This window comes from Paenibacillus spongiae (genome assembly GCF_024734895.1).
Taxonomy (GTDB): domain Bacteria; phylum Bacillota; class Bacilli; order Paenibacillales; family Paenibacillaceae; genus Paenibacillus_Z; species Paenibacillus_Z spongiae.
Genome location: NZ_CP091430.1, coordinates 7,304,031 through 7,324,869 on the forward strand (window position 1 = coordinate 7,304,031; position 20,839 = coordinate 7,324,869).

Sequence of the window (20,839 nt, forward strand, 5' to 3'; positions counted from 1 at the left end):
GTCAAGCGGCAGGTCATATACTCGGCTTACGTTATGCGCGTTCTGGAGCCGCCGGTTAAGGGGCCGTTACTTTCAATTGCTCGGCGGCTTGCTCGATCAGCTTCTGTCCGCCCGCTTTCTTCCATTCGTCGACATATTTATCCCAGTCGTCAAAGCTGCGTTTGCCCAGTACGAAGGCAATTTCGTTCTTCTGCGTGAAATCCTTCAGCCGGTTCATCGTCGGACCGTCCAGATTGAGCAGCATATCATAATTCGTCTGGCGCGGATAAGCGCGAACGATGTCCTGATATTTATCGCCCGGTTCGTTATACGGTACATCCGGCGCATAACGGTGACGTTCCCAGATCAGTGTATAACCAAGGGATTGCCAGTCCATCATGCCCTTCAGCTCCGGCTTCATTTCGTTCTGCAGTTTGGCCATATCGGACTCATAGAAGTACGTGCCATCTTCATTTTGAACAACTTTCGTGTAATCCGGCCAAACTTCGGAACCGCCGCCTTGGTTGCCGACCCAGTAGTATTTATTCGGGTATTGTACGGCGTCAAGGAAGTGGGCGATCCGTTTCAGCTTGCCCGGATCCTCGCCGGCCTTCTTGGAGATAACATAGATTCCGCCCGGCGATCCGCCCGGAGGCATCAGCCCTTCTTGACCAGCCACGGCGGAGAGCGGCGGTACAGGCGCCCAGTTCTCGATCGTCTTGACATCGTTCTGAGAAGCGGAATATTGCTCCTGCAGCAGGTTCCAGCCCGGGTAATTCACCATGCCGATTTTGTTCTGCAGCGTGTAGGCTTTAAACTGCTCCCATTGAATCGTATACCAGTCTGGGGCGAGCAGCTTGTTGTCGTTCAGCTTCTTCATGAATTCCAGGTAGCTCTTCATCGTACCGTCCAGCATCGGATGGTTGATCTTGTCATCCTTGACGTTCCAGCTTCTGTGGCCGAACATATCCATCAGTCCGGCCATCATGCCGAAGCCTTGACCGGCGCCGGCCGCACCCATGAAATAAGTGTCCGGCTTGCCGTTGCCGTCGGGATCCTGCTCGGTGACCGCTTTGGCATACGCGAATACCTCGTCCGCCGTCTTCGGCATCTCCATGCCCAGCTTCTTCAGCCAGTCCTGACGGATGAAGTTGCCCCATACGTCCGGAAATACCGGCAGACGCGGAATGCCCACCATATTGCCGTTATCGGTCGACCAATTCTTATATTCCTGCGTGACGTACGTCATCATCTGCGGCATATAAGGCAATATTTCCGTCGCATCCAGCAGCTGGCCCTGCTTGAACAGTGCTTGCGCGATCGCTTTGTCTCCCAGCAGGACGACATCCGGCGCATCGCCCGACGCGAAGCGGACATTCGTCTTGTTGACGAGGTCTTCGCCGGACAGATTGGTGAATTTCAGCGTAACGTTGAACGTTTTCTCGTAAAATTCTTTAATCATGTCCTTGGTGGCAGGCTGATTAATGAAACCGCTGAGCATGATGTCGATCGTGTAGTTTTTGCTCATGTCGTCATAGGCGTAGCTCTTGTCGTAATCGACGGCTTTCGGCACGTCGGGGAATTTCTCGGGAAACACGAGGTCCTCCGGCTTGACGGCGTCTTCCGCCCCGCCTTCTGCGCCGCCGGAAGCATTGCCTCCTTGCTTGTCGCCGCTCTCTGTTTCGGCCTGATTCCCGGTCCCGTTTCCGCCGGAGTTCGCGTTCTTGCCTCCGCTGCTGCATGCTGCGAGCAGCAGCGATAGGACGAGCATTAACGAAATCGCGAGTACGGTTGTTTTTCTAAACATGCCTGTATCCCCTTTTCGTTCGTAATTTGGTGATCTTGCATTAGGTCTTGCATTCTTCTATGCCAAGAAGCCCGCGGTGCTTCGTTAGCAACACAATGCGCCTTGCCTTTCACTTTCAATGAATCATCCTTTGACCGCTCCCATATACACCCCTTTAACGAAATACTTCTGCAGGAATGGATATACCAACAAAATGGGCAAAGTTCCGACGATGACCGTCGCCATTTTCATCGATTCCGGCGTAATCGCGCTTCCGTTGATCACCAGTGATTGCATGGCGTCGCTCGATGCGGCGGTCAGCATATTTTTTAGAATGAGCTGCATCGGAAACAAATTCGCATCATTGAGGTACACCATCGCGTCGAACCAGCTGTTCCAATGGAACACCATGCTGAACAGCCCAATGGCGGCCAGCGCCGGAGCAGCCAGCGGCACAACGATGCGCACCAGCATCTGAATCTCGGACGCGCCGTCGATCTTGCCGGCTTCGATCAGCCCGTCCGGCAGGTTCTCAATGAAAATCTTGATGACGAGCAGGCCGAAGCTGTCCACGAGATAGAGCAGAACGAGCGCCCAGATGGAGTCGATCAGACCCAGCTCCTTCACGACCAGATAAGTCGGGATCAGGCCCGCATTGAACAGAATCGTCGCAACGACGAGAAACAGCATAATATTGCGGCCCGGCAACGTCCGTACGGACAGCACGTAGGCGCCGACGACGGTCAGGAGCAGCATGAGGCCGGTGCCGATGACGCTGCGGAAGACCGAGATGCCGAACGACTTCCAGATCAGCGGTGAGACGAGAATGCGTTCGTAGGCCGCGAAGGTCGGTTCATGGGGAATGATGACGAAATAATTGCGCTTCATCATCTCCACTTGGCCCGTCAGCGACATGCCGAGCACGTAGAGCAGCGGGAAAACCGCCGAAATGACAATCAGGATGACGAGGACGTGAATGACGATTTGATAGGTTTTCTCCGACCTGGATTTATACATGGCTTCCCCTCCTATAGCGATCCCTTACCAGATGCCGCGGCCGGACAGCTTCTTGGCGAAATAGTTGCATATGACGACAAGCGCAAGTCCGATAACCGACTGGAACAAGCCGACGGTCGCCGCCAGGCTGAACTGCAGCCTCGCCAGCCCTTCCCGGTACACCCAAGTATCGATGACATCCGCCTTATCGAGTACGGCATCGTTATAGAACAACAGAATTTGTTCGCCGCCCGCGTTCAACAGGAAGCCCAGATTGATGCATAGCACGAACGTGACGACCGGCATGATGCTCGGGAACGTAATATGCCGCATGCGCTTGAGCGGGCCTGCGCCGTCGATAACGGCCGCCTCGTACAACTGCGCATCGACGGTAGACAAGGCGGCCAGATAGATAATCGTGCTCCAGCCGATTTCCTTCCACAGCGCCGAACCGATCAGAATCGGCCGGAACCATGATGAATCAAGCAGAAATTCATGCCGGTCGAATCCGAAAGCCGCCAGCATATTGTTGACGAAGCCCGAGCCGACCGAGAAAAAGCCGAATACGACGCCGAACACGATCACCCAAGAGAAGAAGTGCGGAATATAGACGAGCGTCTGCAGCCAGCGCTTGAGCCGCCTGGTCGCCATATCGTGGAACATGATCGCCAGAATGATCGGCGGCAGGAAGCCGCAGACGAGCCGGAGCACGCTGATCTCAATCGTATTGCTGATGACGTTCGGAATGTCCGGCGACAAGAAGATGTCTTTGAAATTTTGCAGGCCGACCCACGGGCTCTGGAATACGCCCGATCCCAGCTGCAGCTCCTTGAAGGCTACAACCCAGGCCAGCAGGATCGGCCAATATTTGAACACCAGGAAGTACGCCAATACGGGAATAAACAGCAAATAGAGCGTACGGTGCTGTTGAATGCGCTTCCACAAAGATGGTTTGCGGCCAGCGGATAATCCTGCCGTTCCCGGATTCCCCACACCGGGTACTGCGACGGCTGCCGTCTTGCCCGCCGATGGCCTTCTTGCTTCGGACATGCTTGTTCCTCCCTTTCGTGATAGCGCTTTCTAAAGCTCATTCTATCATGCTGATTCTAAGGGAATGTTCATTGTGCGATTGAAAATGTACACGGTGGAACTGTATCCGCTTCAGGAAATCATTAGGGTAGTACTCTGGATAATGGAAGTTAATGTATTCGCTTACGATTACAAAACTTACAACCAACGGTAACGATTGCGGTAATCGCTCGGATTTTCACCGAAACGGGATTTGAACAGCCTGGAGAAATAATGGACGCTATTGAAATGGAGCGAAGCCGCGATAGCGGTCACCGACCGGTCGGATTCTTGCAGCATCGCTTTGGAAGCTTCCAGCTTGCGCGCCAGATGATAACCGTGCGGAGAATCGCCATAGATGCGCCGGAATAGCCTCGAGGCATAATCATGACCGTATGGCGACCAGGCTTCCAGCCAGCCCGGATCGTACGCTTCCCTGGCCAGTTCGTCGAGCTTGCCTTTAATGAACGTAATATGCAGAAGACGCGGATCGTCCGACTGCCCGCCGCCGGAAAGTGTACGGGACGTCCGTCCGAGCAGCTGCAGCAGAATGCCGCGCAGAATGAGCGGGCTGAACGAATCGTTCTTGCGGAACTCCGCAACCGATTCCTGAAACAATGCCCTCGGCCAGCCCCCTGTTTCGAGGCAGGCCGCAACGCCCGGCAGACGGGGCTGCCCCGCCGGTACATCATGCAGGTCGGTCAGGTTGCTTGCAGGTTCGATCATGAGCCCGCCCGGAGCCGTCCATTCTTCCTCGCCCGAACGTACATATGGCTTGAAATGCAGGCCGAACAGCGTGAACGGGTCATGATCGTCGGCCCGGAACCAATGTGGCTCACCTGGACCATAATAGAAGAGCTGACCCGGTCTGACGTCGAATCGCTGTCCGGTGATGACGGCTTCGCCGGTGCCCCTTTCTACATAGATAAATTGATGATCGTGTATGAAACGGGGGCCGAACGATTCCCCTCCGCTGCAAATTAGCCGGTTGGCATAGCGGACGGCAGGGTACAGTGTCTCCTGCGTCAAATCGCGATTCATCTTCATAGCGACGCCTCCTGTCAAGGTCTTAATCGCCCTCAATGTAGCACATCGACCGATAAAGTACAAATGAGTCCCGCCGCAGCCAAAGACGTCCGCGCGCCGCCGTACTATGCTGTTCTTAACACTAGTCGAACTATTTTCAACTCGTCATTATTTTTATGTACACGCTTCCGAAGCTAGTTTTTGCTCGACTGACGTCGGGCACAGCACGCAAAAACTTATGCCTATGCTTCCGATGCCAGTTTTGTTGCGACGTAGTTTCACTGTAGTATCACTCCACAAAACTTAAGCACACGCTTCCGAAGCTAGTTTTTGCTCGACTGACGTCGGGCACAGCACGCAAAAACTTATGCCTATGCTTCCGATGCCAGTTTTGTTGCGACGTAGTTCACTGTAGTATCACTCCACAAAACTTTCAGGAGGTTCCACCATGTCCACCCCCTTAACAGACAACGACAAGAAGCCCATTGCGTCAGAACTCCGGGATGCCACGCCGCTGCTTGACGATCCGGAGGCCCTCCGGGCGCAAGCCTCCGCAGACGGGTACCTGTACTTCCGCGGATTTCTGGAACGGGAAGAGGTTATGAATGTTCGTAAAGAGATATTGGAGATCATAAGCCGCGACGGCCTTCTCGATCCGGCTCATCCTTTCATGGAAGGAATGACGCTTCCGGAAGAAGTGCACCGATATACGCAGGAGGAAATCTCCTGGAACGGTGTCGGTGTACCCATGCACTTATACCATGAAGTGCAAAAGCTCGAGTCCTTCCATGCTTTGGCTCACCATCCGCGGCTAATCGCGATGTACCGGACGCTGTTCGGAGAAACGCCTTTCGTTCATCCGCGCAATATCGGCCGGATCATGCTGCCCCATCAGGATCAGAAGGTGACGCCGTCGCATCAGGATTTCCTGCACATTCAAGGTGCAGACAATACGTGGACGTGCTGGATGCCGATCGGAGATATTCCCAAATCTCTCGGTGGGCTTACGGTTCTGAAGGGAAGCCGGCAAGCAGGGCTGCTTGGCGTAACGGAAGCGCCCGGCGCCGGCGGTCTGGAGAGCATTCTGTGCGGGCTGAATTACGAGTGGCAAACCTGCGATTATCAAGCCGGCGATATTCTCACGTTCCACAGCCATACCGTCCACAAATCGACGCCGAACCATATCCCGAACCAGCTTCGTCTATCCTGCGACTACCGCTATCAGCCGCTGAGCGCGCCGATCGAGAACAATTCCCTGCTCCCTCACGGTCCTTATGCGTGGGACGAATTATACGAGGGCTGGAGCAGAACCGACCTTCAGTTCTATTGGCAGAAAGAAACGTTCGACTTCAAGCCGTTCGATGTCTCCATACGGTGGCAGCAGGAGAAAATTTGCTAAATGACGGAAAGGCCTCCATCCTCTATTCATACCGGGGATCGGGGCCTTTGTCAGTTCATGAATTAAAAAAACTGCCGATCCGATTACGAATCAACAGTTTCAACTTCTCCCTAGGATAAAGGAGCCTTCATTCCCGATTGCCGGTATTCCGACGGCGATACCCCATACTTCTTTCTAAATACGGTCGAAAAATGGCGCATATCCTGATAGCCGATCCGCTCGGCCACCTCGGCCAGCTTCAGCTTCGGATTGCTCAGCAGCTGCTCCGCCTTCTCCATTCGTAACTGGATGACATACTCCTTGAATCCATGTCCCGTCTTCTGCTTGAACAGCTGGCTGAAATAGACCGGATTCAAGTAAACAATCGATGCCACCTTCTCCAGCGACAAGTCCTCCTGATAATGGGTCCGGATATACTGCTGCGCCACCTCGACCGCGCGCTCGCCTCCCGATGAGTAGTGTTCGTACACTTGGGTTGTAGAGGCCCGGCCCAACCGCCGCACTTCCTCCGGAACCGCATCGAAATGCTCGATAAGACCGGAATGCATGATCTGGAACGGAACCTTCAAATAACGGATCAGATGCTTTCTCAGCTCATCCAGCAGGGCAGCCAGCGTGCTCTCGCTGCTCACCGTAACGAGTCCCAGCATACTCTTATGGTCATGTATCGCTACAAAGCCCCGGCCATGCTTTTCGATCAACTCGCTTAATACATTTTCAATGATGAAATGCTCCAGATTCACAGCCTTGTCGCTCTCCATCTTGACCATGATGAGATAGAACGAAGGATGGCTTTCCATGAACGGCTCCAAATTGATCCGGCCGGTATCCAAGCCTGACGCAAACCGCTGAAAAACGGCTTCACGCAAATATTTCCGCCCGCTCATCAGCAGCTCAGTCTCTTCCATCATTCCTATTTCCCGGGCAATCTCCTCGCTCAGCTTGCCGATCATCTCCGTCAGCGCATCCTTGCCGATTGGCTTGAGCAAATAATCCTTGGCCCCGAGACGAACCGCTTCTTGGGCGTAGGCAAATTCCGAATAGGCGGAGATGACCACCCATTTGACATGAGGATGCGTGTGACGGGAAATACGCATCAGCTCCAGACCGGTCATGCCCGGCATTAGAATATCCGTCAGCACAATGTGTATATGATGCTTCCGAAGCAGACCGGCAGCCTCCTCCGGATTGGAAGCCTGAAAGGTGCGGTATTGCGGAAACCGATTGTGCAGCGTTCGCTGAATCCCTTCCCGTATAGTCGTTTCGTCGTCAACGATCAGTATGTTCATCGATCTTCCTGCCTTTCGAAGGAAGCGGCATGGCGATCGTAACCGTCGTTCCCGCCCCTTCTTTGCTTTCGATCCGAAGACCGTACTGCTCCCCGAACATGAGGACGATCCTGCGGTGCACGTTTGGAAGTCCGATCCCCCGGCGCTTCATAACCGCCCGATCCCCTGCAGTACCGCCATTTGCGGCCGATACATGCCCCTCATTGCCGCGGATCGCGGAGCTTCCATCCGACAGTGCCGTCTGCAGCTCGGTCAGCGTGCGTTCATCCATGCCTATTCCGTTATCTTCAATGACAATGCACAGCTCGCGCTGCGTCGTTCTCGTATAAACCTGAAGCAAGCCTGGACGATTGAGCGGCTCCAGGCCGCTCTTGACCGCATTCTCGATAATCGGCTGAATCGTCATCTTCGGCAGCATCACATCCAGCCAGGCGTCGTCGATGCGAATTTCGGTTCGAACCCTGCCCTCCAGCCGGTTCTCGATGATCGTCAAGTAGTGGCGCATCTGATCGAGCTCCTGGCGGAGCGTCGTCCTGGAGGCCTCCTGCCAGTCGCTGCTGTACCGGAACATATGCGACAGCGCCAGAATCACCCGTCCCAGCCGGTCATTCTCCCTCTCGTCCAGCATCCAATAAATCATATCTAACGTATTGTATAGAAAATGCGGATTGACCTGCGATTGCAGCGCCTGCAGCTCCGCATTCTTCTCGCTGATCGAGGCGAGCGTGATCCGTTCGATCAGCTCATCCATCCGGTGCACCATCCGGTTGAAGGAGGATACCAGACTGTTGATTTCTTCGAATGAATTGACGTTTACCGTCCCCGTGAAATTCCCCATCTCGACCTGGCGCATCTGACGGATCAGCAGCTTCAGCGGCGAAGCGATATTACGGGAAATCAAGGTGGCCAGTGCTGTAGACATCACGACTAACAGGAGTACGACGATCAGCAAATACTTTCTCGCTTCCACAACCTGCGCATTGATATCGGCTTTGGGCGTCAGACCGAAGACCGTCCAATCCGCCAGCTCCGCCTTCGCCGCGACAATCAGCTGATCGGTGCTCTTGTCGACGATGACATGATCGCTATCCGGCCGCGGCAGGCCGGAGAAGGACGGCGTCTCCACACCATCCTTCTCTGTCGTCGCAATAATGCGGTTCTCGTTATTTGCGATGTACACGCGGCTGTTCGGACTGATTGTCACATTGGACATCGCGGCCCAAATCGGCTTCGGGTCGGTCTCGATAAAGACAACTCCGATTTTCTTGTACGTGTCCAAATCGTATAGCTGACGGCCGAAGACGAATACCGCTTCCTTCTGCATCGTATTGATGACCGATCCGTCATACAATCCCATCCACACCATCTCGCCGCTCGAATCCTTCAGCTTCTTGAACCAGTCCGTATCGGTAAAGCCCGGATCAATTACTCCTGCAAAACGCTTCTCGTAGTTATACAGCTTGCCTTTATGTGTTACGACATGTATGCCGATAATATCTTCCCTTGAATAGAATGCAGCTCCTAGTATATTCGTAATCGAGCGTTCCATATTCGCACTGGCCGCCGGATTCGTCTCTTTATCTCTCAGCTCCAGCAGGCGCAGCAGCTCGTAGTTGCTGTTGAGCGATTTCGTTACGCTGTCATACCCTTCGAGCAGCAGGTCAAACAGACCAGCCGTCTGGGAAATATTTTTCTCAGCCATATCGCCGATCTTGTCGTGAATGATCTCCGTCGTACTCCGGTAATACAGGTAGCTTCCGATGATCAGAAGAGCCATCATACAGGAGAGAAACAACAGGAACAGCCGGTTATGAATGGAATGCATACCCCGTGCCCGAGCCAAATCGAAGTCATCCCCTTTCCTAAAGGCATATCATCACATCTTATCACAGGAAACAAAAAGAAAGAGAAGGGTGAAATTATCCCTTCACCGCTCCCGCGACCATACCTTTCGTTATTTTATCCGCCAGCAGGAAATAAATGATGATGACCGGCAGCGCGCCGAGTACGAGGAACGCCCCGATAGCTCCATAATTGACGGAATATTGGCTGACAAAGCTGTTGACCCCGAATGGCAGCGTCTTAAGCCGCTCGGAGGAGATGAATGTCGCCGCCATAATATATTCGTTCCAGATGTTAATGAACGTCAAGATGCACACGGTCATCATCGGAGGAACGGAAATCGGCAGAATGATGCTCCGGAAGATCCGGAAGATGCCAGCGCCGTCGACGACCGCGGATTCCTCGATTTCATGAGGGATGGATTTCATGAAGCCGCTCAAGATAAATACGGCGATCGGCGTTTGGAACGCTATATATGGCAGAATGAGCGAGAGATGCGTGTTCAGAATGCCGAGGTTCTTGAAAATAATCATGAGCGGCAGCAGCGTCGCCTGCATCGGAATCATCATTCCGATCAGGAACAGCACGAGAACCGCTGGTCCGTAACGCCATCTGAAGCGTCCGATAGCGAATGATGCCAGCGTGCTCAGCAGCAGGACGCCGACCATCGTCACCGTGGTAACGAAGAGGCTGTTATACAAATATTTGAAATAGTTGCCGGACTCGATGGCATTGGTGAAATTCACCCATTGCGGCGAAGCCGGCAGGGAGAAGAAGCTGCCGGACAATATCTCCTCATTGGTCTTGAGCGAATAAATCAGCAGCCAGAGGAGCGGATACAGCTGCGTGACGAACAGAACGGACAACAGCACGACAACGATCGCCTTCGTCAGGGAGAACGGTTTGCGACCGATTCTCTCGACGCGATTAGCTGCTGCCGGAAGGGCCTGACTCATGCCGCAGCCTCCTCTCTTTAAGTGAATTTTTTCTCCAGTCGGTTAAAGACGAGGTTGATAATTAGCGTTGCCAACAGACACAAACCAACCAGGAAAGCGGCGATCGCGCTGCCATACCCATATTTCATGGACAGGAAGGACATGTTGTACATATGGGTGGAAATGACGTCTGTCGCATGTGCCGGTCCGCCGCCCGTCATGACCATGATCATGTCGAATGCCTGCAGGGAGCCGATAAAGGCGAGGACGATCGATATTTTGATAATCGGAATATTCATCGGTAAGGTGATGTACCAGTCGGCTTTCAAGCCGTCGGCGCCATCGATCTTGGCCGCTTCGTAGATATCGGCCGGGATATTCTGAATGCCGGTGAACTGGATCAGCGTATGATAGCCCAGATACTGCCACAGGGCGACAAAGTAGAGCGCGTACATCGCGACGCTTGGATCCGTCAGCCAAGACCGCGTCCAGCTGTCCAGATGAACCGCTTCGAGGACTTGGTTCAGCATGCCGCCCATTGAGGCGGGATTATAGATGGTTTTCCACAGTTGGCCGATGATGACGACCGATAAAATAACGGGCAGAAAATAGCTGGATACAAGAAAATTCGGTTTCTTGATAAACCGGTTGAGCAGAATGGCCACGAACAGCGCGACCGGAATTTCCGCCATGGAGAACACGGCAAACATGAGCGTTCGGCGGACCGAAGGCCAGAATACCGGATCGTCGAACAGCAGCTTTTGGAAATTTTGCAGCCCAATAAATTTGGACTCGCCAATTCCGTTCCAATCCAGCAGACCGCTGTAGACCGAGACGAGGATCGGCACAAACACCAGGCCGACGTAAAGCAGCAAACAGGGCAGAACAAAAGCGGCTATCGTCCACTTGGAGACTTTAAGCACATTCAAACTTTTCGCCTCCTAAAAGTTTTGTTGTGGTGATATTACTACTGTGAATCAGCATCGCAACAAAACTTGCTTCGTAAGCATGAGCTTCGTTTTGTGGAGCATAACTTCATTGATTCCACTTCGGAACTTTGCTTCGTAAGCATAGGCTTCGTTTTGTTGTGGTGATATTACTACTGTGAATCAGCATCGCAACAAAACTTGCTTCGTAAGCATGAGCTTCGTTTTACGGAGCATAACTTCATTGATTCCACTTCGGAACAAAACTTACTTCGTAAGCATGAGCTTCGTTTTGTGGAGCATTACAGTACACTTCCAATAGGAAAGGGGTTCATTCGAACCCCTTCACACCGAAATCATCCTTACTTGTTGCTGTCGTAAGCGGACTGATGCTCCTTGGCTACGTCAGCGGCATCTTTCTTCTGTACGAAAAGATTCTGGATGCTGGTGAGATGGCCTTGCGCCGTTCCCGGATTCATCGTATTATCGAACGCCAGGTCGCCGCCCTTCACGTCCTTAAACAGGGAGAGCACTTCCATGGCCATGTCGGAGTAACCGGCTTCTTTGAAGTCGCCTTCCACCTTCTGCGCAAGCCCTACGGCGCCTTTCACAGCGAAAGCTTCTTTCGGGAAATTGATCATGAAGTAGTTCAGGAAATCCTTCGTTTCTTGCAGATGCTTGCTGTTGGCCGAGATTGCGAACGCACTTCCCGGAGCGAGCATGAACTCGTCGGGATTGCCTTTGCCGTTGATCGTCGGGAATTTGAATACGCCGACTTTGCCATTGACCGAAGAGGTCTCAATGCCGCCGGTCGCCCAGCTGCCCATGTAATACATCGCCGCTTTGCCGGTCTTGAACAGGTTCTCGCCTGCATTGTAATCGAATGAGGTTGCCCCTTCCTGGAAGGCACCGGCTTGAATCAGCTCTTGGAAGCTGTTAACGGCATCCTTGAACGCCGGATCTTCGAACGTTTTCTTGCCGTCAATGACATCCTGCAGGAAGCCGGGGCCATTATTGGTCCGGAGCAGCATGTTCATGAACAAGAATGAACCCGTCCACGTATCCTTCTCGCCGATCGCCATCGGCTGGATATCCTTCGCCTTTAGGGCTTTCACGACCTCGACCATTTCCTCGAATGTGGTCGGCACTTCCACGCCGCCCTGTTCGAACAACTCTTTGTTATAATAAACAACGCCGATATTATTGCCGTCTGGCAGCGCATACAAATTGTTATCGAATGTATACCAGTCCAGGATTCCCTCTTGGAACGTATCCTTCAGGCCGTTCTGCTCCACCATGTCGTTCAGCGGCGCGAACAAACCGGCTTCAACAAAAGGCTTCATCTGCGCCGCCGGATTGACGACGGTAATGTCCGGCACTTCCTTCGAAGCAGCCTGCGTCTTCAGCTTCAGCTTCTGCTGATCCGTGTTGAGCGAATCCAATTCGATCTTGATATTCGGATGCTCGGTCTCATATTGCTTCACGATCTTCTTCATCATGCCGTTCTTCGGATCGGTCGGATCCGGATAGATGTTCTGGAAGGTGATCGTAATATTCTTATCGGATTTATTCGTGCCGCCAGCGGCAGCATTATCGGATTTCCCCTCATTGCCGTTATCCCCCCCGCTGCCGCACGCAGTCAAGGAAAGCGCCAGTGTGCCGGCCAGAACGAGCTTCATCACGCTAAATTTATTCGCCACTTGTTAATCCCCCTTGTTCGTTTATAGCTTTATTATGAGCGCTGAACGCTTCCCCCAACAATGCGGTAACTTCAGGTATGAGGTTTGCTTTCTTTAGATTTTGTAACGCTCTGTCCCTTGATTGTGGTACGATCGTTGGTAGGAATCACTTTCGATGGAGGGTATCATGGTAATCGCAGCAGTCTTTCTTTCAATTAGGACAAGCACTTCAGCCCATACAAGGAAACCGCCTACGTGCGGGCTTTGCTAGGATAGAGGCTATGAGCTGGAATGAGTTTATTACACCTATCGTCATCTCGATCAAAATAGCGCTTCCCGCAAGTATCCTCGTATTTTTACTGTCCATGGCTGCAGCCCGCTGGATGGCCAAAGCGCGTTTCACCGGCAAGAACATCGTAGAAACGCTGCTCCTGCTTCCCCTGGTTCTGCCGCCGACCGTTGTCGGCTTCCTCCTCCTTGTAGCCCTCGGCAGGCGGAGCTGGATCGGGATCGCATATGAGAAGCTGTTCGGAGGACCGATCGTATTTACACTGGGAGCCGCAGTCGTCGCCGCGGTCGTCGTCGCCTTCCCGCTCGCTTACCGGACGATGAGGGCGGGCTTCGAAGGAGTGGACCGCGAGCTGGAGGATTCGGCGCGGGCACTAGGCGCATCGGAATGGCAGGTATTCCGGTACATCACGGCCCCGTTGGCGGCCCGTACATTAACAGCCGGATATATCCTCGGCTTCGCGCGCGGACTTGGAGAGTTCGGAGCAACTCTTATGATTGCCGGAAACATTCCGGGTCAAACCCAAACGATCGCAACCGCGATTTATGTAGCGGTCGATAGCGGCAACATGCAGCTGGTTTGGGCATGGGCGGGGGCGATGATTCTTCTGTCCTTCATCATGCTCATGCTTGCGAACCGCTTCTCCAGGGAGTAATGATAGGGATAAAAAAAAGGCCTTCCTCGGCAAATTTTGAGGAAGGCCTTTTGCAATAGTATTACAGAACAATACTGGGTAACACCATTTTGACAGCAAAAAAGTAATGCAAGGTGTTTCCGGATAACACTTAGTATTACCGGATACCACTATGCATTACTTTTGTTTTTATGTCCACGACTCAATATCTTCGTCATCGATATCGTCTTCTACCGGCGGTTCGGATGCCTGCGTTTCGGGCTCTTCGATCCCCGCTGCAGCTTCCTGATAGAAGGCTGCAGCGGACTCGACCGGAACGCCAGTATTCGACAGCGGTTGACTCGAAGCTCCAAAAGCGCGTTCGGCCGGAACGAAGGCCTGCAGATTGCGCACCCCGTTCTGACGGATTTCATTCTCGATCAAATAGCGAATGGAATCCATCAGATTGGACTGCGCATTAAGCCATTGCATGATAGCAGGATCTTCGTTCTTCTTCGTCTTCAAACTAATATTGCCGCCGGGTTCTTTCGTTTTCTTCATCCTTGTCACCTTCTGCCAATCCTTGAATTATCAACGTCTTCTCTACCCGGCGGTTACTGGCTGAGCGGCCTTGCTCTTCAGCGCCTCATATATCTTCCCGCGGACGAAGGAATCAAGCCCCATCGCATTCAATTGAACCGCGAATTCCGCAGGGATGTAGAGAAGCTTCATCTCCCGCTCGTCGCACAGCTCCTTCAGCAGAGGATACAGAATCGTATTCAACAGAATGCTGCCGCCTCCGTATACGCAGATCACGTCGATTTCATTGCGCGCCTTCGTAAGCTGTCTCTTCACGTTCTGAATGATCTGTCTGGCCTGGCTCTCGAGCGGACGCTTCAAGGTACGGATCGCGCGGGCATGATACTTATGCTTCCCGTTCTTGATCACATCGCTGAAGAACTGCCGCGGGCTGTCAGGGAGATGAATCTGCTTATTGAAGTCATCGAGCGCATCTTCGATGGCATAGCCGATGCCGTGATGGCTGCCGTGGACGAACTGGCGGAGAAACTTATTGCCCTCCGTGATCGGATATTCCGTAGAGCCGTCGCCGATATCGACATGAAGAATGCGCTTGTCCTTGAAATAGCTTCCGTTAAACTTCTTATCGATTTCGTACGTCTCCGTAAATTGCTTGAAGATTTCGCCCTCGCGCCAGCTGCCCTCCGCATCCTTCTGCAGCGTAAAGATGACCGGCGTCGCCTCCGGAACGACCTTCGTGAAGGAGAAGACGAGCTTCACTGCCACCCGGTGAATACCCAAATGAACCGTAACATGGTGCGTGCCCGACATGAAGCGCTTCTCGAACTTCGCCGCGTTCTCATCGGTGTGCTGCGTAACCGGCAGCGCAGTCGCCATATCAATCTCGACATCGATTTGATCCGGGATCTTCTTCTCCTCTTCATATGCCTTTTGGACCGCTACGGCTGCGATTTGGGCCAGCGTATTCACGACCGGAAGATCCATCTCGCTCTTCAGATCGATGCCGATCTGCAGGTTGTCCAGAATTTCGCCGCTTTCCAGCGCGAATTTACCGACATAGTACATGCCTGGACGCGTCGACGGTGAATCGATCGTAACGACCAACTGCTCCTGGAGATTCTTGATGAAGCTCTCCGGGGATTGTTCCTCGCTCCACGGCAGCACGTCTACCGTACAATTGACATTGGGCTGTTGAATTAACCGGCCGTCGACAATCATGTCATGCTCGCTGTTGCCATTGTCGTTACCTACAAAAAAATGATAATTCATAATGATTTCCTCCTTTATACACGATATTATCAAGCATTACTTTACCACACTTCGTGTGCATAAACTCGTAACACGAGCTCTACTTCGTTTTATGTCACTTATAAATTCCATCTTCATGGGGCATTTTCCTGCTGCTTTATAAAAGGTTAATGCGTTCTAATGTTTCTAATGGAGAAAAATTATGGTACGTTTACATAGATCGGTTTACGATTCCTTGATGATAGGGAACAATAGACAGACAATAATTAACATGTCGTAGTGCCCAGTAATATAACGCATTATGGCGCAGCATACGAAGTAACTTTCGTACCCCTTGCGAACAGGATGTTGGACTAGCGACGGATGGGGTTCATTCCGCACAGCAGGAAAGGAGTAGAAACCATGTTTGAAGTCACGATCAATTTATATCAGGATTGGATCGATACGGTAAAGGAAGTGTTTCGCGGCTCCGGCCACCCGCTTCCCGACGATATGGACGAAGAGGACATCGCTGTAGCTTATTTCATGCAAACCATGGATGAAGATGCCGCAGTGAAACAAAGCGCAGCGAACAAACAACGCTTTGACGAGCTGGAGCAAACCATAAACCATAACCTCGAAACCTTGATTATACCCGATATCCGGACGCGGACGAACTATCAGGACAACCAGTTCCGGTTCAAATGGGTTTATCAGCAGGGCGAGCATATCATCGAAGAGCTGTCCCAGTATCGGATTCCTCTTGGGGAGTAACCATTCTACAAATAACTTCTCCAGATGGAGATCTTCTCCTCCTCGAGAATGAAGACAAACGTTTCATTGCAGTGCTATTCTAGAACCAATGAGACCATTTCGAGGAGGTTTACACATTGAATACCCGGACAATCTTCGGTCCCTTGCTCATCCTGCTCGGCGCCTACTTGTTATTCAGCAACGGGCCTGAATCTTATGGACCAGGGACCATATTCGGCTATTTCTGGCCGACCTTGTTCGTTATACCGCTTGGCTTGTTCTTCCATTGGATGTACTTCTTTATGACCAATCGGAGAGGCGTGGGACTATTGGTTCCCGGGGGCGTTCTACTTACGGCAGGCTTGGTATGCCAGATTTCCATGCTGTTCGATTCGTGGGCGTACACTTGGCCGGGCTTTATTTTCGCCGCAGCAGTAGGTCTATTCGAATTATACTGGTTTGGCAGCCGCAATAAGTGGCTGTTAATCCCGATTAACATCTTGACGGTTTTGTCACTGCTCTTCTTCGCCGTCTTCTCGATCGGATCGTTCATGCATCATCTCACCTTGGGACGTCCGTTCTTGGCTGTCGCAGTCATTCTGATCGGCGCATTGATGATCGTTATGCGGAAGAGAGAAGTATAGCACGAAAGCCTCCCAGACGGAATACCGATACCGGGGAGGCTTTCCTTCGTTTAAACGGTAGACCTCCGAAGCAGCGCATAGGAGGCTATCGCATATAGCACAGTAATCGGAAACGACCATGAAGCCAACTCGGCCGCGGACAAGCCAATCAGCATTTCGAAGAGATCATCCCACCATCGGTAGTATGTGAGCAGGAATCCGGCAATGCTGGAAGCCAGGAAGACAGAAAGCGACAATACGAGCATGCCGAGCTTTCCATACCTGCGGTGTACGCTTGCTATGCCAAATCCGAGGTGGAACAAATGAAGCATCAAAGCGAATGAGATCCACACCCGCAACAGGATCGGTCCATCGCTGAAATGAGGCAAGTAGAAAAAATGCAAGCCGACACCCCATCCTTCGAGAAGCTCACCTTCGACGGCGGACAGCAGCATCAGCAAGAGCGACGTGACGCCGATCACGATACCGCTCACCGCGACCGTTCCCCAATAGTAGTCCGTTCTTCGGACGCTTAGACCGATAGCAAAGGGGAAGGTTTGCTGCTGCAGAATCATTCCTATGATGAGCATAAAAATAAAGATCGAGCTTATTCCGCCGGTATAGAGCTCCTCATCGAAGAAGTAGCCTAATATATAATTCATGATGAAGCTCCCCAGCACCACGCCCCAAGGAAGGAACACCCAAAAGCCTCTGTACTTATAGTGGATTCTCATTACTCCGGACATGTTCGAATTCATTATACGCTCACCGCTTTCCTCTCCGAATTGCCGCCCGTAAGATGAACGATTAGCTGCTGGAGCGAGACGGCCGTCGTCTCGAGTCCGAGCGCCTTCGCCTGCCTGAGCACTGTCTCATTCAATCCGCCCATTACAGTGGCTTTAAGCAGCCCTCCGAAAGCTTCCCGTTCAATGATTTGCTTGCCTGCCGCGAACGTCTCGACTACTGACGCAGGACCTACGACCGTTAGTGCCCGGCCGCGAAGACTTTCGGCTTCTTCATTCAGCATAAGCTTCCCTTCGTTGATGACGATCACATGCTCCAGAAGCTGGCTCACTTCGTCGATCAAGTGAGTGGATAAGACAATGGTCCGCGGATGCTCCGCATAGTCCTCAAGCAAGTGATTATAGAACATGCTTCTGGCCACCGCATCGAGTCCCAGATACGGCTCATCGAACAACGTCAACGGTGCGCGGCTCGCAAGCCCGATGATGATGCCAACGGAGGAGAGCATTCCCCGGGACAGCTTCTTCATCCTGCGTTTTGCTGGCAGCCGGAACTCCTTGATCAACGCATGCGCATATGCCTTATCCCAATTAGGAAAGCAAGCCTCCGCAACCTCCATCACGTCTGCGATCCGGAAAGTATCAGGGTATTTCTGGCTTTCCTTAATAAAACAGGCTTGACTGAGGACGCGAGTGTTCTCATAAGGCGCTTCCCCGAATACGCGAATCTCACCGGATGTAGGGAACAGCTGTGCCGTAATCATGTGCATAATGGTCGTCTTACCGGCGCCGTTCCTTCCCAGCAGCCCGTATATTTTGTTAGGCTCTAAGGTAAAGCTAACTTCGCTTACCGCCGATTCCTTGCCATACATCTTCGTCAGGTTATGGACTTCAACCACGCTCTGCATGCTACACATCCCCTCTCCGAATCATATCCGCCAGCTGCTGCGACGTTATGCCGAGCTTATTCGCTTCCTGGATCATCTTCACGACATACTGCTCATAGAACTGTTCTCTCCGCTTCTCCACCAGCTTCTCGCGCGCGCCTTCCGCAACAAACATGCCGATCCCCCGCTTCTTGTACAAAATCCCTTGATCAACGAGCAAATTAACGCCCTTCGCGGCTGTCGCCGGGTTAATCTGATAGAACGAAGCAAACGCGTTGGTCGAAGGCACCTGTGTTTCTTCGAGCAGCGTTTCTGCAATGATGTCTTCTTCAATCCGTTCTGCGATCTGTACGAAGATCGGACGGCTGTCGTCCATGATCAATGTCATTGTCTATTCACCACTTTGGTTAATTACTTATGTAACTAACCATATAAGTAAATCAGTCGGATGTCAACCGTTTCTCACCCGAATTTATATCCGTGTCCCGGCCTAAAAACAATAAAGCCCCGTAAACAGGCACTTCTCATCGAAGAAGTGCCTGTTTACGGGGCCCTCTCTTGCCATATATGCTTACTTGGCGTTATATCTACCATAGCTTCTGGCATATTCCATCATGCGATTATACGATTCGCGATCCAGCTTCTTGATGGGATGGAACTGCGGATGGTTGGAATTGACCTCCAGGATCCAGAGTGCATTGTCCCCATCATAGGCAAAGTCGATCCCCATCTCGCGCATGCCGGACCGTTTGCGGCTCAATACGTTGGCGACGGTTATTCCTTTGCGGGTCAATGATTCGATCCGTGCAGCGGAACTCTCTTTGGAGAATCCCTTTTTCTTTAGCAATTTGTGAATGGTATAGATCTTGCCGCCTTGATAATAGTTGGTGACGATTTTATGGCGGGATCCTACTTTGACCATGAAGCCCGTGCATCTCCAGGCCCCTCCGGGCTTGCGCTGGATCATCATCCGAATATCGTAGGGACGTCCTTCCACCCGGTCGAGCCGAATCGCTTTTTGAATAATCATGCGCTTATTTTTCTCCAGGGATTTCACATGATGAAACAGACCCGACAGCGTCTTGAACGTCTTCGAGATTTGTTTCTTCCCCGATATCCGATGGAGCTGGAAGCCATTCGACGTTCGGTTCAATTTATATACTCCGATGCCAAGTGAACCGATATCCGGTTTCATGTAGAGCGTGCTGTATTTCTCGGTCATTCGTTTCAAGTTCGATTCCGTAAATTTGACCGTATAAGGAACCATGCCGCTCGTCGATTTATCGGCGGATAAGTACCGGCACACTCGGAGCTTCCCTCTGAGCGTATTGCTCTTATATCTTTTCGAGTACAACGCAGATCACCTCAGGATACATTATGAATCTCGCACCTTGAGGAATTGTACGTTTGCTCAGTTTCAAAGATAAGGGCTAGTCCCTTAACGGCTTTCCAAGAAAATGACGTTCGAACGCAAAACAATCACTGACTTCATCGTCAGTGATTGTCTAATATACGCAATGCATATGTTCTACCCGTTCATCAAAATCATAAAGAATATAGCCAAGCAAACGATCGTGGCAATTACGTAGAAGCTCGACAAGCGGGCCCACTTGGCACCCGTTTTTTGCTCGTATGTGGGGCTGCCTTCTTTATTCTCTTTCGAGAAACCGACGAGAAAGGTCGTGACCAAGGCTAGCACCATGAAAACAATCACTAGTACGATTAAAATATTCATGAAAATCCCTCCCTCTTTATACGGTATAATGGCCCCTGATGCAATCGATCATAATCCTATAATTTGAAAGCAAAAGTGCGTTACACTCTTGCATGAACTTCATAGCTACACAATACTTCAAACTGGCTACTTAAGAACCATCCAATTTACTTCGGATTAGACCATCCAATTGGGCCGTCATACCATCCAATTTATAATCTTCCATGCATCAAACAAGCTTGGTATGTAACTTTGCTTTTGGACGGCTATCGTGCGGGCAGACGCGTTGTTCCTGTTCGATTGTCGTACGTATTGTAACATATGGAAATTTTATTTTCGATATAGATCCGGATGAAATGCTTCATGCAAGCATGTTCCTTTACATTCTAGGATGTCCAGACGTTCACGGCTTCTATCCGCTGTCAATCCAATTAACGGACGCGGCCTAACCATTAGTTGTTATTATGAAAATCAAAGAAAAACTTTTGAATAAATACGGGTTTATTCAATATTTTAAATAGTTGT

20 protein-coding genes are annotated in these 20,839 nt (G+C 51.7%); 4 read left to right on the forward strand and 16 right to left on the reverse strand.

What is annotated here, in order from left to right:
- Positions 1-55: 55 nt before the first annotated feature.
- The 4 genes from L1F29_RS32790 to L1F29_RS32805 form a co-directional block, all read right to left on the reverse strand.
- Complete coding sequence (locus tag L1F29_RS32790) at positions 56-1,786, reverse strand: extracellular solute-binding protein (protein ID WP_258386151.1); 1,731 nt, start codon at positions 1,784-1,786, stop codon at positions 56-58.
- Between the two features lie 123 nt (positions 1,787-1,909).
- On the reverse strand, positions 1,910-2,782 hold the full coding sequence (locus L1F29_RS32795) for a carbohydrate ABC transporter permease (RefSeq protein ID WP_258386152.1): 873 nt from the start codon (positions 2,780-2,782) through the stop codon (positions 1,910-1,912).
- 24 nt (positions 2,783-2,806) lie between these two features.
- The gene (locus L1F29_RS32800) at positions 2,807-3,811 is read right to left on the reverse strand and encodes an ABC transporter permease (RefSeq protein ID WP_258386153.1); all 1,005 of its coding nucleotides are present in this window, start codon (positions 3,809-3,811) and stop codon (positions 2,807-2,809) included.
- Positions 3,812-3,988: 177 nt separating this feature from the next.
- The gene (locus tag L1F29_RS32805) at positions 3,989-4,876 is read right to left on the reverse strand and encodes a helix-turn-helix domain-containing protein (RefSeq protein WP_258386154.1); all 888 of its coding nucleotides are present in this window, start codon (positions 4,874-4,876) and stop codon (positions 3,989-3,991) included.
- 427 nt (positions 4,877-5,303) lie between these two features.
- Between L1F29_RS32805 and L1F29_RS32810 the strand changes: the two genes are divergently transcribed.
- Complete coding sequence (locus L1F29_RS32810) at positions 5,304-6,254, forward strand: phytanoyl-CoA dioxygenase family protein (protein WP_258386155.1); 951 nt, start codon at positions 5,304-5,306, stop codon at positions 6,252-6,254.
- A gap of 110 nt (positions 6,255-6,364) precedes the next feature.
- On the opposite strand, the gene L1F29_RS32815 is transcribed toward L1F29_RS32810, so the two are convergent.
- The 5 genes from L1F29_RS32815 to L1F29_RS32835 form a co-directional block, all read right to left on the reverse strand.
- Positions 6,365-7,543, reverse strand: a complete 1,179-nt coding sequence (locus L1F29_RS32815) for a response regulator (protein WP_258386156.1) — start codon at positions 7,541-7,543, stop codon at positions 6,365-6,367.
- The gene (locus L1F29_RS32820) at positions 7,524-9,386 is read right to left on the reverse strand and encodes a sensor histidine kinase (RefSeq protein ID WP_309252362.1); all 1,863 of its coding nucleotides are present in this window, start codon (positions 9,384-9,386) and stop codon (positions 7,524-7,526) included. The genes L1F29_RS32815 and L1F29_RS32820 overlap by 20 nt, the downstream gene beginning before the upstream one ends.
- A gap of 76 nt (positions 9,387-9,462) precedes the next feature.
- Positions 9,463-10,341 (reverse strand): carbohydrate ABC transporter permease, encoded by an 879-nt coding sequence (locus L1F29_RS32825; protein ID WP_258386157.1) that lies wholly within the window; start codon positions 10,339-10,341, stop codon positions 9,463-9,465.
- 17 nt (positions 10,342-10,358) lie between these two features.
- On the reverse strand, positions 10,359-11,249 hold the full coding sequence (locus tag L1F29_RS32830; protein WP_258386158.1) for a carbohydrate ABC transporter permease: 891 nt from the start codon (positions 11,247-11,249) through the stop codon (positions 10,359-10,361).
- 359 nt (positions 11,250-11,608) lie between these two features.
- Positions 11,609-12,925, reverse strand: a complete 1,317-nt coding sequence (locus tag L1F29_RS32835) for an extracellular solute-binding protein (protein ID WP_258389884.1) — start codon at positions 12,923-12,925, stop codon at positions 11,609-11,611.
- Between the two features lie 281 nt (positions 12,926-13,206).
- Between L1F29_RS32835 and modB the strand changes: the two genes are divergently transcribed.
- Complete coding sequence (gene modB, locus L1F29_RS32840; RefSeq protein WP_258386159.1) at positions 13,207-13,869, forward strand: molybdate ABC transporter permease subunit; 663 nt, start codon at positions 13,207-13,209, stop codon at positions 13,867-13,869.
- Positions 13,870-14,037: 168 nt separating this feature from the next.
- On the opposite strand, the gene L1F29_RS32845 is transcribed toward modB, so the two are convergent.
- Both L1F29_RS32845 and L1F29_RS32850 read right to left on the reverse strand, forming a co-directional pair.
- Entirely contained in the window at positions 14,038-14,388 is a 351-nt protein-coding gene (locus L1F29_RS32845) for a hypothetical protein (RefSeq protein WP_258386160.1), read from the reverse strand.
- Between the two features lie 42 nt (positions 14,389-14,430).
- Entirely contained in the window at positions 14,431-15,636 is a 1,206-nt protein-coding gene (locus tag L1F29_RS32850) for a ParM/StbA family protein (RefSeq protein WP_258386161.1), read from the reverse strand.
- A gap of 381 nt (positions 15,637-16,017) precedes the next feature.
- Between L1F29_RS32850 and L1F29_RS32855 the strand changes: the two genes are divergently transcribed.
- Both L1F29_RS32855 and L1F29_RS32860 read left to right on the forward strand, forming a co-directional pair.
- Positions 16,018-16,368, forward strand: coding sequence for a hypothetical protein (locus tag L1F29_RS32855; protein ID WP_258386162.1), 351 nt, complete (start codon positions 16,018-16,020; stop codon positions 16,366-16,368).
- Positions 16,369-16,484: 116 nt separating this feature from the next.
- Complete coding sequence (locus tag L1F29_RS32860) at positions 16,485-16,991, forward strand: hypothetical protein (protein ID WP_258386163.1); 507 nt, start codon at positions 16,485-16,487, stop codon at positions 16,989-16,991.
- A gap of 50 nt (positions 16,992-17,041) precedes the next feature.
- Here the strand turns inward: L1F29_RS32860 and L1F29_RS32865 are convergent, their stop codons facing one another.
- From L1F29_RS32865 to L1F29_RS32885, 5 genes are all read right to left on the reverse strand, one after another.
- The gene (locus L1F29_RS32865; protein WP_258386164.1) at positions 17,042-17,632 is read right to left on the reverse strand and encodes a hypothetical protein; all 591 of its coding nucleotides are present in this window, start codon (positions 17,630-17,632) and stop codon (positions 17,042-17,044) included.
- A 95-nt stretch (positions 17,633-17,727) separates the two neighbouring features.
- Positions 17,728-18,621: an ABC transporter ATP-binding protein gene (locus L1F29_RS32870; protein WP_258386165.1), complete on the reverse strand. Its 894-nt coding sequence runs from the start codon at positions 18,619-18,621 to the stop codon at positions 17,728-17,730.
- A 1-nt stretch (position 18,622) separates the two neighbouring features.
- Complete coding sequence (locus L1F29_RS32875; protein WP_258386166.1) at positions 18,623-18,988, reverse strand: GntR family transcriptional regulator; 366 nt, start codon at positions 18,986-18,988, stop codon at positions 18,623-18,625.
- Positions 18,989-19,171: 183 nt separating this feature from the next.
- Complete coding sequence (locus tag L1F29_RS32880; protein WP_258386167.1) at positions 19,172-19,954, reverse strand: YheC/YheD family protein; 783 nt, start codon at positions 19,952-19,954, stop codon at positions 19,172-19,174.
- 174 nt (positions 19,955-20,128) lie between these two features.
- Complete coding sequence (locus L1F29_RS32885) at positions 20,129-20,335, reverse strand: hypothetical protein (protein WP_258386168.1); 207 nt, start codon at positions 20,333-20,335, stop codon at positions 20,129-20,131.
- Positions 20,336-20,839 lie beyond the last annotated feature (504 nt).

Bases quoted from the DNA above. Each gene is read 5' to 3' on its own strand.
- L1F29_RS32810 (WP_258386155.1), top strand. From the start codon at position 5,304: ATGTCCACCCCCTTAACAGACAACGACAAGAAGCCCATTGCGTCAGAA.
- L1F29_RS32815 (WP_258386156.1), bottom strand. From the start codon at position 7,543: ATGAACATACTGATCGTTGACGACGAAACGACTATACGGGAAGGGATT.
- L1F29_RS32875 (WP_258386166.1), bottom strand. From the start codon at position 18,988: ATGACATTGATCATGGACGACAGCCGTCCGATCTTCGTACAGATCGCA.
- modB (WP_258386159.1), top strand. From the start codon at position 13,207: ATGAGCTGGAATGAGTTTATTACACCTATCGTCATCTCGATCAAAATA.
- L1F29_RS32795 (WP_258386152.1), bottom strand. From the start codon at position 2,782: ATGTATAAATCCAGGTCGGAGAAAACCTATCAAATCGTCATTCACGTC.
- L1F29_RS32850 (WP_258386161.1), bottom strand. From the start codon at position 15,636: ATGAATTATCATTTTTTTGTAGGTAACGACAATGGCAACAGCGAGCAT.
- L1F29_RS32800 (WP_258386153.1), bottom strand. From the start codon at position 3,811: ATGTCCGAAGCAAGAAGGCCATCGGCGGGCAAGACGGCAGCCGTCGCA.
- L1F29_RS32825 (WP_258386157.1), bottom strand. From the start codon at position 10,341: ATGAGTCAGGCCCTTCCGGCAGCAGCTAATCGCGTCGAGAGAATCGGT.
- L1F29_RS32805 (WP_258386154.1), bottom strand. From the start codon at position 4,876: ATGAAGATGAATCGCGATTTGACGCAGGAGACACTGTACCCTGCCGTC.
- L1F29_RS32885 (WP_258386168.1), bottom strand. From the start codon at position 20,335: ATGAATATTTTAATCGTACTAGTGATTGTTTTCATGGTGCTAGCCTTG.
- L1F29_RS32865 (WP_258386164.1), bottom strand. From the start codon at position 17,632: ATGAATTATATATTAGGCTACTTCTTCGATGAGGAGCTCTATACCGGC.
- L1F29_RS32835 (WP_258389884.1), bottom strand. From the start codon at position 12,925: ATGAAGCTCGTTCTGGCCGGCACACTGGCGCTTTCCTTGACTGCGTGC.
- L1F29_RS32855 (WP_258386162.1), top strand. From the start codon at position 16,018: ATGTTTGAAGTCACGATCAATTTATATCAGGATTGGATCGATACGGTA.
- L1F29_RS32845 (WP_258386160.1), bottom strand. From the start codon at position 14,388: ATGAAGAAAACGAAAGAACCCGGCGGCAATATTAGTTTGAAGACGAAG.
- L1F29_RS32870 (WP_258386165.1), bottom strand. From the start codon at position 18,621: ATGCAGAGCGTGGTTGAAGTCCATAACCTGACGAAGATGTATGGCAAG.
- L1F29_RS32790 (WP_258386151.1), bottom strand. From the start codon at position 1,786: ATGTTTAGAAAAACAACCGTACTCGCGATTTCGTTAATGCTCGTCCTA.